At 70.2% G+C, this 12,650-nt stretch carries 14 protein-coding genes; 7 read left to right on the forward strand and 7 right to left on the reverse strand.

All coding sequences use genetic code 11. The features are described from left to right. The first annotated feature begins 241 nt into the window (after positions 1 to 241). Positions 242 to 1,444, forward strand: a complete 1,203-nt coding sequence (gene fabV, locus NP80_RS02445; protein ID WP_006410827.1) for an enoyl-ACP reductase FabV — start codon at positions 242 to 244, stop codon at positions 1,442 to 1,444. Between the two features lie 257 nt (positions 1,445 to 1,701). On the opposite strand, the gene NP80_RS02450 is transcribed toward fabV, so the two are convergent. The 3 genes from NP80_RS02450 to NP80_RS02460 form a co-directional block, all read right to left on the reverse strand. Beyond that, positions 1,702 to 2,280: a membrane protein gene (locus NP80_RS02450; RefSeq protein WP_035947416.1), complete on the reverse strand. Its 579-nt coding sequence runs from the start codon at positions 2,278 to 2,280 to the stop codon at positions 1,702 to 1,704. A gap of 71 nt (positions 2,281 to 2,351) precedes the next feature. Continuing rightward, positions 2,352 to 2,882, reverse strand: a complete 531-nt coding sequence (locus NP80_RS02455) for a GNAT family N-acetyltransferase (RefSeq protein ID WP_035489191.1) — start codon at positions 2,880 to 2,882, stop codon at positions 2,352 to 2,354. Between the two features lie 14 nt (positions 2,883 to 2,896). After that, a complete protein-coding gene (locus NP80_RS02460) occupies positions 2,897 to 3,100 on the reverse strand; it encodes a hypothetical protein (RefSeq protein WP_144411075.1) in 204 nt (67 codons plus the stop codon). 273 nt (positions 3,101 to 3,373) lie between these two features. Here NP80_RS02460 and NP80_RS02465 point away from each other — a divergent pair, with 273 nt between their 5' ends. Continuing rightward, positions 3,374 to 3,856, forward strand: a complete 483-nt coding sequence (locus NP80_RS02465) for an SRPBCC family protein (protein ID WP_006410830.1) — start codon at positions 3,374 to 3,376, stop codon at positions 3,854 to 3,856. Positions 3,857 to 4,046: 190 nt separating this feature from the next. After that, the gene (locus tag NP80_RS02470; protein WP_006410824.1) at positions 4,047 to 4,685 is read left to right on the forward strand and encodes a 2-hydroxychromene-2-carboxylate isomerase; all 639 of its coding nucleotides are present in this window, start codon (positions 4,047 to 4,049) and stop codon (positions 4,683 to 4,685) included. A 58-nt stretch (positions 4,686 to 4,743) separates the two neighbouring features. Here NP80_RS02470 and NP80_RS02475 read toward each other — a convergent pair whose 3' ends face one another. Next, positions 4,744 to 5,727 (reverse strand): LysR family transcriptional regulator, encoded by a 984-nt coding sequence (locus NP80_RS02475; RefSeq protein WP_080596233.1) that lies wholly within the window; start codon positions 5,725 to 5,727, stop codon positions 4,744 to 4,746. Positions 5,728 to 5,829: 102 nt separating this feature from the next. On the opposite strand from NP80_RS02475, the gene NP80_RS02480 reads away from it, so the two are divergent. Both NP80_RS02480 and NP80_RS02485 read left to right on the forward strand, forming a co-directional pair. Next, a complete protein-coding gene (locus NP80_RS02480; protein ID WP_045593000.1) occupies positions 5,830 to 7,059 on the forward strand; it encodes an MFS transporter in 1,230 nt (409 codons plus the stop codon). Positions 7,060 to 7,393: 334 nt separating this feature from the next. Further along, complete coding sequence (locus NP80_RS02485; protein ID WP_006406677.1) at positions 7,394 to 8,086, forward strand: phosphatase PAP2 family protein; 693 nt, start codon at positions 7,394 to 7,396, stop codon at positions 8,084 to 8,086. A 143-nt stretch (positions 8,087 to 8,229) separates the two neighbouring features. Here the strand turns inward: NP80_RS02485 and NP80_RS02490 are convergent, their stop codons facing one another. After that, a complete protein-coding gene (locus tag NP80_RS02490) occupies positions 8,230 to 8,889 on the reverse strand; it encodes a glutathione S-transferase family protein (RefSeq protein ID WP_006406676.1) in 660 nt (219 codons plus the stop codon). A gap of 125 nt (positions 8,890 to 9,014) precedes the next feature. Beyond that, positions 9,015 to 10,085: a rhodanese-like domain-containing protein gene (locus NP80_RS02495; RefSeq protein ID WP_006411701.1), complete on the reverse strand. Its 1,071-nt coding sequence runs from the start codon at positions 10,083 to 10,085 to the stop codon at positions 9,015 to 9,017. A 155-nt stretch (positions 10,086 to 10,240) separates the two neighbouring features. On the opposite strand from NP80_RS02495, the gene NP80_RS02500 reads away from it, so the two are divergent. Together NP80_RS02500 and NP80_RS02505 are read left to right on the forward strand one after the other, a co-directional pair. Next, entirely contained in the window at positions 10,241 to 11,146 is a 906-nt protein-coding gene (locus NP80_RS02500; protein ID WP_006411702.1) for an HTH-type transcriptional regulator ArgP, read from the forward strand. Between the two features lie 153 nt (positions 11,147 to 11,299). After that, positions 11,300 to 11,512, forward strand: coding sequence for a DUF1059 domain-containing protein (locus NP80_RS02505; protein WP_006397330.1), 213 nt, complete (start codon positions 11,300 to 11,302; stop codon positions 11,510 to 11,512). 111 nt (positions 11,513 to 11,623) lie between these two features. Here NP80_RS02505 and ltaE read toward each other — a convergent pair whose 3' ends face one another. Beyond that, positions 11,624 to 12,637 carry a low-specificity L-threonine aldolase gene (ltaE, locus tag NP80_RS02510; RefSeq protein WP_006411699.1) on the reverse strand — a complete coding sequence of 338 codons (1,014 nt, stop codon included), beginning with the start codon at positions 12,635 to 12,637 and terminating at the stop codon, positions 11,624 to 11,626. Between the last annotated feature and the right edge of the window lie 13 nt (positions 12,638 to 12,650).

The following is a 12,650-nucleotide window of genomic DNA, read 5'->3' on the forward strand; positions in this document are numbered from 1 at the left end:
CGCCGCGGACGCCGTCCGCCGAATGTATACGTCTCGGGGCCGTTTCGTCACCGTCTTTGCGCGCCGCGAGACCGCGCGCGGGCGCACCGCACGCGTGTCTGACCCCGCGCCTCCGGTGCGCCGGCCCACCGGCGCCGCGCGTCGCAGGCTGCCGCGCCCGCCTGCCGGTCGCGGCTTCCTTTACAATGCGCGGGATTTTTCCGTTTTCAGGCCGTCTGCGCCTTTCAGACAAGAGGTTCCCATGATCATCAAACCGCGCGTGCGCGGCTTCATCTGCGTGACGACTCATCCCGTCGGCTGCGAGGCCAACGTCAAGGAACAGATCGACTACGTGACTTCGCACGGTCCGATCGCGAACGGCCCGAAGAAGGTGCTCGTGATCGGCGCGTCGACGGGCTACGGCCTCGCCGCGCGTATCTCGGCCGCCTTCGGCGCCGGCGCGGACACGCTCGGCGTGTTCTTCGAGCGTCCGGGCAGCGAAACGAAGCCCGGCACGGCCGGCTGGTACAACAGCGCCGCGTTCGAGCGCTTCGCGACCGAAAAGGGTCTGTACGCGCGCAGCATCAACGGCGACGCGTTCTCCGACCAGGTCAAGCAGGTCACGATCGACACCATCAAGCAGGATCTCGGCAAGGTCGACCTCGTCGTCTACAGCCTGGCCGCGCCGCGCCGCACGCATCCGAAGACGGGCGAGACGATCAGCTCGACGCTGAAGCCGATCGGCAAAAGCGTCACGTTCCGCGGCATCGACACCGACAAGGAAGTGATCCGCGAGACGGTGCTCGAGCCCGCGACGCAGGAAGAGATCGACGGCACCGTCGCGGTGATGGGCGGCGAGGACTGGCAGATGTGGATCGACGCGCTCGACGAAGCCGGCGTGCTCGCCGACGGCGCGAAGACGACCGCGTTCACGTACCTCGGCGAGCAGATCACGCACGACATCTACTGGAACGGCTCGATCGGCGAAGCGAAGAAGGACCTCGACAAGAAGGTGCTGTCGATTCGCGACAAGCTGGCTGCGCACGGCGGCGATGCGCGCGTGTCGGTGCTGAAGGCCGTCGTCACGCAGGCGAGCTCGGCGATTCCGATGATGCCGCTGTACCTGTCGCTGTTGTTCAAGGTGATGAAGGAAGCCGGCACGCACGAGGGCTGCATCGAGCAGGTGTACGGGCTGTTCAAGGACAGCCTGTACGGCGCGACGCCGCACCTCGACGACGCAGGCCGCCTGCGCGCGGACTACAAGGAACTCGATCCGCAGATCCAGAAGAAGGTCGTCGAACTGTGGGATCAGGTGACGAACGAGAACCTGTACGAGCTGACCGACTTCGCCGGCTACAAGACCGACTTCCTGCGGCTGTTCGGCTTCGAGATCGCGGGCGTGGACTACGACGCGGACGTCAATCCGGACGTGAAGATCCCGCGCGTCATCGATACGACGGCCTGACGGCCTGATGGCGACGCCCGCCGCGCCGCGCGCGAGCGGGGCGCCGCTGGGCCGCGGCCGCGTCGCCCTTCGCGATGCGCTCGCGGCGTTCGGCTAAGACGGCGCGTGCGTTCGTGCCGTCTCTCTCGCGCACAATCGCCAGTGCCGATCCGGCTCTCTCCGACCGGATCCTGACGCGACGCGGCGCCGCCCGGCACGCGCTCGGCAGCGAGCCGGGCGATCCGCCGCCGCCCGCGTAGCGGGGGCCGCCAGCGGCACTACTCCACCGCGCGCGCCGCATCCCACAACGGCCGCGTACCCAGCGCCGCATGCCAGGCATCGAAGCGCGCGCGCCACGCTTCGAACGGCTCCTTCAGCGGATGACGCGGGTCGCCGCTCAGCGAATACGCCATCCCTTCGATCAGCCAGCGCGGCTTCGTCAGCACGGCGAGATTGCCGAGCGTTTCCGCCTGCCGGTGATGGATCAGCTCATGCGCGACGAAGTACGCGTGCCAGCCGCGCGGTGCGATCACCACGCCGACCGTGCCGAGCGTCAGCGCCGCGCGTTCGCCGAGGCCGAACGCATCCGCGCACGCGCGCGTCGAGCAGAATACGACGCGCGGCGCATCGCCGAACGCGCCGACCGCCGCGGCGGCACGCGCGTAGCCGTCGCGGTAGAGCTGCTGCGCGTCGGCGAGCTTCGACGCATCGTCGATGCAGATCTGCGCGTGCACGCACGACACGCCCGGCACGAGTGCCGGCATGGCGACGCGCAGCGGCTTGACCAGCGCATACGCCGCGATCGGCAGCGCGACGAGCAGTGCCGCGCACCCCATGACGACATGCGTTCGTTTCATCCGACGGATTGCCGGCGCAACGGGCCGGCGAAGGTTCGCGTGCTGCATCGTGCGGCGCCGTGCCGAACGCGCTAAGCGAGTTGCTTGTGAAAGAACGTCGTCGCGCACGGCGCGCCGTCCGGCATCAGCGCAAAGTTGGGCACGACGCCGACGCGCTGCCAGCCCGCGCGCTCGTACAGCCGTTCCGCATCGCCGCCCGTCACCGTGTCGAGCACGAGCACCGTCTTGCCGACGTCGCGCGCGGCCGCATCTGCCGCCGCCAGCAGCCGCGCGGCGACGCCCTGCCGGCGCGCGTGCCTCGCCACCAGCATCTTCGCGATGTCCGCGCGATGCGGCTGATTCTCCGGCTGCGCGGTCACGATCTGCACCGTGCCGACGACGCGCCCCGACGCGTCCTCGGCGACGAGCAGGATGCGCTCGCCGTTCGCGACGCTTTGCGCGACACCGGTCCAGAACGCGACGGCCGTCGATCGCGCGATCGGCAGCATGAAGCTGACGGACGCGCCGCCTTCGACGCAATCGATCAGCACGTCGGACAGCGCGTCGACATACGCGATGGCCTCGTTCGCGCCGACTCGGCGCACGGTCACAGATTCGGTCATTCCCCCTCCGGTAGTCAGGTCGGACGCGCGGCACGCGCCGGTTCGCGATCGGCAGGCGTGCGAATCGTCGGCGTTCGGCGTTCGGCGTTCGGCGTTCGGCGTTCGGCGTTCGGCGTTCGGCGTTCGGCGTTCGGCGTTCGGCGTTCGGCGTTCGGCGTTCGGCGTTCGGCGTTCGGCATAGTCGGCAGCGGCAGCGGCAGCGGCAGCGGCAGCGGCACGATACTGCGCACGCAACGATCGCGGTCGCGTACGGCACCCCATCGCCATGCTACGCGATGAAAATGGTTGCCGCACCGCCGCAGTCGCACGACGGACGGCCGATGCGCCGCCTCGGCCGGGCGCCGCACAGCGCGTGCGCCATACGCGGCATCGCAGCATCGGCCGCCGCCTTCCCGGCATTGCGACGCGCGGCGCGCCCGCCTACGATTTCTGAACAGGCGCCGCGCGCACCGGCACGCCACCCGTGCCGACGCTCGACCGAGGAGGCAACCATGATGCACTCGCACACGACGCACATCAGCCGGCACGTGAATGCGCCGCGCAACCGCGTGTATCGCGCGTTGCTCGATCCGCATGCGGTCGAGCAATGGAAGGTGCCCGACGGCATGACGTGCCATGTCCACGCGTTCGATGCGCGCGAGGGCGGCGCGCTGCGCGTGTCGCTCACCTCCGACGCGGCGGTGCCCGCCGGCAAGAGCGACGCGCACACCGACACCTATCACGGCCGGTTCGTGACGCTCGTGCCGGATCGGCAAGTCGTCGAGATCGACGTGTTCGAAACCGACGATCCGATGCTGCGCGGCGCGATGACGATCACGATCACGTTGTCGGACGAAGACGGCGGCACGCGTGTCGACGCGGTCCACGACGGCGTGCCGCCGGGTGTGCCGGCCGCGGACAACGAGACCGGCTGGCGCATGGCGCTTGCGCGGCTCGCGGCGCTCGTCGAAGACGGCGGTCGGCCGCATGCCTGACCGCAGACGCACAACCCGCGGCCTCCGCATGGCGCGACCCGCAAACGCGAAATCCGCCCGTAGCCGCGCCGCGCGGCGCCGCGACCGGCTGCGCGAAACACCGCCCCATGCGACACTGGCACGCACGCGCGGACGCACCGATCGTTCGCGCGCCCGCCCGCCATCCGGCCCTGCCCGAGGAGACATCGCAATGAACGCCGCGCGCACCGCAACGTGGTATTTCGATTTCGTTTCGCCGTTCGCTTATCTGCAGCAGGAACGGTTCGACCGGCTGCCGCCGGCCGCGGCCTTCGAGCCGAAGCCGATCGTGCTCGGCGCGCTGCTTGCGCACTGGGGGCAGAAGGCGCCGGCCGAGATCGCTGCGAAGCGCGTCTTCACCTATCGTCACGCACAATACCGCGCGGACAAGCTCGGCATTCCGTTCCGCATGCCGCCCGCGCATCCGTTCAATCCGATCCGGCCGCTGCGGCTCGCGATCGCGATGGGCGGCTCGATGGACGCGATCGGGCGGATCTTCCGGCACATCTGGCGCGACGGGCAGGACGTCGCGACGCCGGACGGTTTCGCCGCGCTGTGCGAAGCGGTCGGCTTTCCGGAAGGCGTGACGGCCGTCGACGCGCAGCCCGTGAAGGACGCGCTGCGCGCGAACACGGACCGCGCGATCGCGCACGGCGTGTTCGGCGTGCCGACCTTCGAACTCGACGGCGATCTGTTCTGGGGCGAGGACGCGACCGACATGTTCGTCGACTGTGCGACCTCGCGCGCGTGGCTCGATTCGCCGGAGGTGCGCCGCATCAGCACGCTTCCGGAAGGCATCCGCCGCGGCTGATCGCGCGGCTGCGCGCGCGTAGACGGGGGCAGCGCGGCATGGCCGCGGGCCCGCTCCGCTACGCGTCGCGCCCTTCGACGAGCGCCGGTACCGCGTCGCGCATCATCGCGACGAACCGCACGAGCCGCGACGGATAGAACTGCGCGTGCGGATACGTGATGTAGACGGGCAGCGGCGCGGCTTGCCAGTCGCGCGCGAGATGCACCAGATCGCCGCGCGCGAGGTCATCGGCCAGCATCCACGACGACCCGACGCACGCACCGACGCCCAGCAGCGCCGCGCTGCGCAGCGCGTACAGGTTCGCGGTCGTGATGCGCGGACGGATCGCGATGCGCCGCGTGTCGCCGGTAGCGGCGTGCGTGAGCGTCAGCTCGGTCCGGTAGTACGTGCGCAGCGCCAGCCACGGCAACGCGGCGAGCGCGTCCGGATCGGCCGGCACGTCCGCGCCGTTCAGCACCGACGGCGCAGCGACGACGAAGCGCGGCACCTTCGTCAGCCGGATCGCGACGACGCCCGGATCGGTCGGCTCGCCGACCTGGATCGCGCAGTCGATCCCGCTGCCGACGAAATCGCGCACGTCGTCCTGCAGCAGCCATTCGACCGACACGCGCGGATAGTCGCGCAGAAACCGTGCGAGCGGCGCAACGAAGCGCTCCTGCCCGAACGCGTGCGGCACCGCGACGCGCAGCAGCCCGTCGGGCTCCTCCTGTGCGCCGCGCAGATCGGCTTCGAACGCCGCCCAGTGCGCGAGCAGTTCCTTCGCGCGCGTGAAGCAGCGTTCGCCGTCGACCGTCAGCCGCATCGCGTGCGTGGTCCGCTGCAGCAGCCGCACGCCGAGCGAGCGCTCGAGCGCCTGCAGCCGGCGGCTGACCGTCGGCTGCGTCGTGTGCATCTGTGCGGCGGCGGCCGACAGGCTGCCGGCCTCGACTATGCGTACGAACGTTTCCATCAGCTCGAAACGATAGCCGGCGCCGTCCACGGGCACCGTCGGAATGTGCGAAGCGCCTTGTGCGTCGCGGGAGTCATGGGATTTTGCGGTCATACGCGAAACGTATAACAAGTCTGCGCGGCACGCTACTACCGTCGCGGGTGCCGCGCGGTCACACTCGCGTCCATCGTGTTTCCACCACCGAGGACGCCCATCATGTCTACTCCGCACCGTCTCGATGCCGCGCCGCACGCGCGGCCTGCCGCCCACGCCGCCGCTTCGTCGCTGCCCGGTCGCCGTCTGGTTCTGCTGCTCGCCGCGGCGGCCGGCCTCGGCGTCGCGCCGCTCTATTACGCGCAGCCGATGCTCGGCGCGCTCGGCACCGATCTCGGCGCGTCGGCCCGCGCGATCGGCTTCGTGCCGACGCTCACGCAGCTCGGCTACGCGCTCGGGATTCTGCTGCTCGCGCCGCTCGGCGACCGCTTCGATCGGCGCCGCGTGATCGTCGCGAAGGCCGCCGCCCTGGTCGTCGCGCTGTTGCTCGCGGCCGTCGCGCCGTCGCTCGGGCTGCTGCTCGCGGCGAGCTTCGCGATCGGCCTCACCGCGACGATGGCGCAGGACGTCGTGCCGGCCGCCGCGACGCTCGCGCACGACCAGCACCGCGGCCGCATCGTCGGCACGGTGATGACGGGGCTGCTGCTCGGCATCCTGCTGTCGCGCGTGGTGGCCGGATTCGTCGCCGAAACCGCCGGCTGGCGCGCGATGTTCGCGCTCGCCGCCGCGAGCGTCGCCGCGATCGGCATCGTCGCCGCGCGCGGGCTGCCGCGCTTCGCGCCCACCACGCAGTTGCCGTATCGCGCGCTGATCGGCTCGCTGCGCGAGCTCTGGCAGCGTCATCGGGCGCTGCGCCGCGCGGCGCTCGCGCAAGGCCTGCTGGCGATCGGCTTCAGTGCATTCTGGTCGACGCTCGCGATCATGCTGCACGACGCGCCGTTTCACCTCGGCAGCGCGGCCGCCGGCGCGTTCGGCCTTGCCGGCGCCGCCGGCGCGCTGGCCGCGCCGATCGCGGGACGGCTGGCCGACCGTCACGGGCCCGAGCACGTGACCCGCATCGGGATCGGGATCGCGACGCTGTCGTTCGCCGCGATGGCCGCGGCACCGGCGATGCCGGCGCACGCGCAGCTCGCGCTGCTCGCGGCCGCGACGATCGGCTTCGACCTCGGCGTGCAGGCGACGCTGATCGCGCACCAGGCGATCGTGTACCGGATCGATCCGACGTCGCGCAGCCGCCTGAACGCCGTGCTATTCGTCGGCATGTTCATCGGCATGGCGGCCGGCGCGGCGCTCGGCGGTCTGTTGCTCGCGCAACTGGGCTGGAACGCAGTGATCGGGCTGGCCGTCGCGTCCTCGCTCGCCGCGCTCGCGGTTCGCATGTGGCGACAATAAGCGCGCTTCGCGGGGCGCCGCGCGGGCCGGCACACGCTGTCGGCCCGCGCGGCGCCAGTGTTTTTTGACGCATCGGATTCCTGCCGATTTTTTTTCGCCGATCGCGGCGACTTGGGCGCATTCATCCGACCATTTCGGCCGCCCCGCCGCACGGCGCCGCGCGGTCCGGCCCCGTCGGAGGAGCGCGATCCCTCAGGGGAATCCCGGTATTTTTTCGCATTTTCTTCGAAATTACGGATGACATACTTGCCCCCCGTTGCGCTCCGCTGCGAGCGCGCTTCCTGATTCCGCCGGTCGCGCGCGATGCGCTGCGCGCCCGCCGGCGTCGCAGAACATGAACGATTTTGATACGACGATTCAGACCTTCCTCACCCACATCACGCTGAGCCCGCTCGCGAATCATGCGGTGCGCGTGATCGCGGGGCTCTACACGTTCAAGGGCTTCATCCTGATTCCGGTGCTGTGCTGGCTGTGGTTCCAGCCCGGCCCCGAGCGCGAGCGGCAGCGCGAATACGTCGTCGCGACGGTCGCCGGCGGCCTCCTCGCGCTCGCCACCGGCCGCGTGCTCGCGCACGCGCTGCCGTTCCGCGTGCGGCCGATCTACAACCCCGACCTGCATCTGCACTTTCCGTCGGCCGGCCTGCGCGCGGCCACGCTGCAGAACTGGAGTTCGTTCCCGAGCGATCACGCGATGCTGTGGATGGCGATCGCGACCGGCATCTTCATCATTGCGCGCCGCATCGGCGTGTTCGCGCTGCTCTACACGATCGTGTTCATCTGCGTGCCGCGCGCCTATCTCGGCTTTCATTACCCGACCGATCTGCTCGCGGGCGCCGCGATCGGCATCGCCATCACGTGGCTGCTGACGCGCGATCCGATCCGCGCGCGCTTCGCGCCGCAGGTGCTGCATGCGATCCGGCGTTTTCCGGCGCCGGCCTACACGCTCGCGTTCCTGCTCTGCTTCGAGCTGATCACGCAGTTCGACGAACTGCTGACGCTCGCGCAGTCCGCGACACACGCGATGTAGCGCGGGACGCACGATGCTACCGCGGACCTTCCGACCAACGCGCACGCGCTGCCGGCCGTTCGCGGCCGCGGCGCGCCGTGCGCAGCGCAGGGACGGCGCGTCGATTGCCGCCGCCACCGCGGCCGCGTGCCGCGCGGGCGGCGTCAGTCGCGATCGGGCGCGCCGAGCGGAAAGAACGGCCGGTACGGCCGCGCTTCGTCGACTGCCCGCGCAAACGACGGCCGCGCCAGCAGCCGCTGTCGATACGCGATCACGTTCGCGAACGACGGATCGATCCGATGCGTCCAGTCGGCATAGAACAGGAACGGCGCCGCGCCGCAGTCGGCGAGGCTGAAGCGGTCGCCGGCCGCCCATTCGCGATCGGCCATCCGCGCGTCGAGCCAGGCATACGCGGTGTCGAGCATCGCACGCGCATCGGCGACACCGCGCGCGTCGCGCTCGCCCGGCGGACGCAGCGCGTCGAGCACGATTTTCTGCTGCGGCGTCGACACGTAGTTGTCGAAGAAGCGATCCATCATGCGCACGTCGAGCGCCGCATGCGGATCGTCGGGCAGCAGCCGCACGGGGCCAGGATGGTTGAGGTCGAGATACTCGACGATGATCGTCGCCTCGAACAGCGTGCGCCCCGCGTCGACAAGCACCGGAAAGCGCTTCATCGGCCACAGCGCGGCGAGTTCGCGCATCGGCGCCGGATCGTCGTGCGCGAGCACGCGATAGTCGAACGGCGTGCCGTTCTCGTACAGCGCGGTCAGCACTTTCTGGCAGTAGGACGAAAACGGGTGGGCATACAGCGTCGGCAGCATCGTGCGTCTCTCCGGTGATGGCGCCGCGTCGTGCGGCGCGGCAGGTCGATACCGTGACGACGATCGGCGAGCCGCCGATTCGACATCGGCGCCCTCATCGACCAAAGCCGTGCGCTGCGCCGCCGCTATGCGCGGCCGTCCGTCACGATGCGTCCTTCGGCACGCCAGCGCAGCATGCCGCCGCCAAGATTCGCGACGCGGTCGAAGCCGGCGTTGCGCAGCAGCACGGTCGCCTGCGCGGAACGCCCGCCCGCGCGGCATACGGTGACGATCGGCCGCTCGCGCGCGAGTTCGCCGGCGCGCGCGGCCAGTTCGCCGAGCGGGATCGGCGTCGCGCCCGGCAGATGGCCGAGCGGGCCCGTGAATTCGTCGGGTTCGCGCACGTCGACGATCTGCACCGCCGTCAGATGATCCTCGAGCCACTGCGCATCGATTTCCCAGAATCCGGCGAACGTGTACGCGAGCGGCGCCCAGTCAGCGGCGTCGCGTACATCGGGCGCGCTCGCCGCGATGCCGCAGCGCAGATTCGCGGGCACCGCGACGTCGATCTGCCGCGGGTGCGCGAGCCCGAGGTTGCGCATGTAGCCGGCGAAGTCGTCCTCGCTCAGATCGCCGCCGAGCCGCGGGTTGAAGCGCCGCTCCTCGGCGACGCTCGTCACCGACAGCCCGCGGTAGTCGTGCGCCGGATACAGCAGGCACGCGGCCGGCAGCGTGAACAGCCGGCCGTGCACCGAGCGGTACAGCGCGCGCGGGTCGCCCTGCTGGAAATCGGTGCGGCCCGTGCCGCGAATCAGCAGACAGTCGCCGGTGAACGCCTTCGATTCGTCGTCGAGCACGAGGCTGATGCAGCCGCTCGTGTGGCCGGGCGTCGCGCGCACCGTCACGTAGCGCCCGCCGAACGTGCAGCGATCGCCGTCGCGCAGATAACGGTCCGCGCCCTGCGCGCCGCTGTCGGCCGAAATCGCGATCGCGCTGCCGGTGCGCTGCTTCAGCAGCCACGCGCCCGTCACGTGATCCGCATGCACGTGCGTGTCGATCGTCGCGACGAGCCGCAGCCCGAGCTCGTCGAGCAATGCGGCGTCGCGGCGGACCTGCTCGAAGACCGGATCGATCAGCAACGCTTCGCGCGCGGCCGGATCGGCGAGCAGGTACGTGTAGGTAGACGATTGCGGGTCGAAGAGTTGCCGGAAGATCATCGGAATGGCTCCGTCGCATGGCGCGTCTCTCTAGCGTAGGTCAAAACGCGCGCGCCGCCGCGGTGACGGTGCACGACGCGCACGGGGCGACCGTCGATCGGGGGCTCGCTTACACTACGGGCCGTTCCGTTCGCGTTCAGAGGAATTTCATCGACATGTCGCTGACTATCGATCCCAAGCAGGCCGCCGCACTGCTCGCCGTCGCCGATACGGGCAGCTTCGAGCAAGCGGCCGTGCGGCTGCACGTGACCGCGTCGGCGATCACGCAGCGCGTGCGCGCGCTCGAAGCGAGCCTCGGCACGCCGCTCGTGCTGCGCACGCGGCCGTGCCGCCCGACCGTCGCCGGGCAGCGCGTGCTGCAGCATTTGCGCCGCGTCGCGCTGCTGCAGGCGGACCTGCAAAGCACGCTCGCGACCGAACGCGAAACGCCGATCTCGGTCACGATCGCGCTGAACTCGGACAGCCTCGGCACGTGGTTCCTGCCGGCGCTGACATCGGTGCTCGCGGGCGAGCGCATCCTGTTCGAGCTGATCGTCGAGGATCAGGATCATACGTTCGCGCTGCTCGAAAGCGGGATGGCGGTCGGCTGCGTGACGACCGAGCCGAAGCCGATGCGCGGCTGCGTCGCGACGCCGCTCGGCACGATGCGCTATCGGCTGCTCGCGGCCGACGCGTTCGCCGCGCGCTGGTTTCCGCGCGGCCTCACGCGCACGAGCGCGCGCGATGCGCCGGTCGTCGCGTATTCGCGGCGCGACACGCTGCAGTCGTCGTTTCTGGAAAAGCGGTTCGGGCTGCCGCCCGGCGCATATCCGTGCCATTACGTGCCGGGCACGCACGCGCATTTCGCGGCGGTGCGGCACGGGCTCGGCTACGCGATGGTGCCGGAGCCGCTGATCGGCGACGCGCCGCTCGCCGCGCAGAAGCTCGTCGATCTCGCGCCCGCGCATCCGACCGACGTCACGCTGTACTGGCACGCGTGGACCGTGCAGTCGCCGACGATGGCGTCGCTGTCCGCGCGCGTCGTCGAAGCGGCGCGCCGGCTGCTCGCGCCGCTGCCCTGATCCGCGACGAACGCTCGACACAGCGTTCACCGCCGCACGGGACACGTCGGGAAACCGGGCCGCGCCGCCTATACTTTTTGCATCGGCCGCGCGAACGCGCCGTGCGACCGACGATGCCTACCCGGCCGTTCCCTGTTCTGCAAGGAGAACATCATGTCCCGCCGCTATATCGACTGCCGCGAGTTTCCCAGCGCGATGCACTGCTCGGTCGCGATTTCCGCGGATTCCGATAACGAATTGCTGGAGGCCGCCGTCCAGCATGCGGTATCGGTCCATCAGCACACCGACAACGCCGAACTCCGCACCCAGCTGAAAGCGCTCTTCCACGACGGCACGCCGCCCGTCGACACGCCGCGGCAAGCGTGATCGACGCGTCCCGCGCCGAATCAAAAGACGGGGCACCGCATCGCCCCGTCACACCCGTTCCCTGCTTCGCGCCCTGTCGCGCCGGCGCTCTCCCGGCCGGCGCATTTCGTTTCACGCGCGACGCTGCGCGAAATACGCACCGACCGCTTCGACGAACGTATCGATGTCCGCACGCGACACGTCGCAGTGCGTGACGAAGCGCGACGCGTACAACATCTGCGTCAGAATTCCGCGCGCCTTCAGCCATGCCTCGAGCGGCGCGCAATCGGCTTCGGGGAACTGCGCGAACACCATGTTCGTCGCGTGCGACAGCACTTTCACCGGTTCGATGCGCGCGAGCCCTTCGGCGAGATGCGCGGCGTTCGCATGATCGTCGGCGAGACGTTCGACGTTGTGGTCGAGCGCGTACAGGCACGCGGCCGCGAGAATGCCCGACTGCCGCATCCCGCCGCCGAGCACCTTGCGCCAGCGTTGCGCGCGCTCGATCAGCGCGCGGCTGCCGACCAGCACCGAACCGACCGGTGCGCCGAGCCCCTTCGAGAAACAGATCGACACGGTATCGAACGGCGCGCACAGCGCGGCGATCGAGCGGCCCGACGCGACGGCCGCGTTGCACGCGCGCGCGCCGTCGAGGTGTGCGGACAAGCCGCGGCTGCGCGCAAACGCGACGGCTTCGTGCACGTAGCCTTCCGGCAGCACCTGGCCGCCGATCGTGTTCTCGAGCGCGAGCAGGCGCGTGCGCGCGAAATGGTTGTCGAGCGGCTTGATCGCGGCGGCGATCTTCGCGAGCGGCAGCGTGCCGTCGGGTGCGTTCTCGATCGGCTGCGGCTGGATGCTGCCGAGCACCGCGGCGCCGCCGCCTTCGTATTTGTACGTGTGCGCGAGCTGGCCGACGATGTATTCGTCGCCGCGTTCGCAATGGGCCATCAGCGCGGCCAGATTGCTCTGCGTGCCGCTCGGGAAGAACAGGCCGGCTTCCTTGCCGGCCCGCTCGGCCGTGGCGGCCTGCAGGCGCAGCACGGTCGGGTCGTCGCCCCATACGTCGTCGCCGACTTCGGCGGCAGTCATCGCGGCCAGCATCGCCTGGCTCGGACGTGTCACGGTATCGCTGCGTAAATCGATCATCTTCGTGCCCTGA

The organism is Burkholderia multivorans ATCC BAA-247 (assembly GCF_000959525.1).
Classification (GTDB): Bacteria; Pseudomonadota; Gammaproteobacteria; order Burkholderiales; family Burkholderiaceae; genus Burkholderia; species Burkholderia multivorans.

Excerpts from the sequence above, each read along its gene's own strand:
- NP80_RS02475 (WP_080596233.1), bottom strand. The coding sequence starts at position 5,727 with ATGACCGCAAAATCCCATGACTCCCGCGACGCACAAGGCGCTTCGCAC.
- NP80_RS02495 (WP_006411701.1), bottom strand. The coding sequence starts at position 10,085 with ATGATCTTCCGGCAACTCTTCGACCCGCAATCGTCTACCTACACGTAC.
- NP80_RS02470 (WP_006410824.1), top strand. The coding sequence starts at position 4,047 with ATGAACGCCGCGCGCACCGCAACGTGGTATTTCGATTTCGTTTCGCCG.
- NP80_RS02500 (WP_006411702.1), top strand. The coding sequence starts at position 10,241 with ATGTCGCTGACTATCGATCCCAAGCAGGCCGCCGCACTGCTCGCCGTC.
- NP80_RS02505 (WP_006397330.1), top strand. The coding sequence starts at position 11,300 with ATGTCCCGCCGCTATATCGACTGCCGCGAGTTTCCCAGCGCGATGCAC.
- NP80_RS02490 (WP_006406676.1), bottom strand. The coding sequence starts at position 8,889 with ATGCTGCCGACGCTGTATGCCCACCCGTTTTCGTCCTACTGCCAGAAA.
- ltaE (WP_006411699.1), bottom strand. The coding sequence starts at position 12,637 with ATGATCGATTTACGCAGCGATACCGTGACACGTCCGAGCCAGGCGATG.
- NP80_RS02465 (WP_006410830.1), top strand. The coding sequence starts at position 3,374 with ATGATGCACTCGCACACGACGCACATCAGCCGGCACGTGAATGCGCCG.
- NP80_RS02480 (WP_045593000.1), top strand. The coding sequence starts at position 5,830 with ATGTCTACTCCGCACCGTCTCGATGCCGCGCCGCACGCGCGGCCTGCC.
- NP80_RS02455 (WP_035489191.1), bottom strand. The coding sequence starts at position 2,882 with ATGACCGAATCTGTGACCGTGCGCCGAGTCGGCGCGAACGAGGCCATC.
- fabV (WP_006410827.1), top strand. The coding sequence starts at position 242 with ATGATCATCAAACCGCGCGTGCGCGGCTTCATCTGCGTGACGACTCAT.
- NP80_RS02450 (WP_035947416.1), bottom strand. The coding sequence starts at position 2,280 with ATGAAACGAACGCATGTCGTCATGGGGTGCGCGGCACTGCTCGTCGCG.
- NP80_RS02485 (WP_006406677.1), top strand. The coding sequence starts at position 7,394 with ATGAACGATTTTGATACGACGATTCAGACCTTCCTCACCCACATCACG.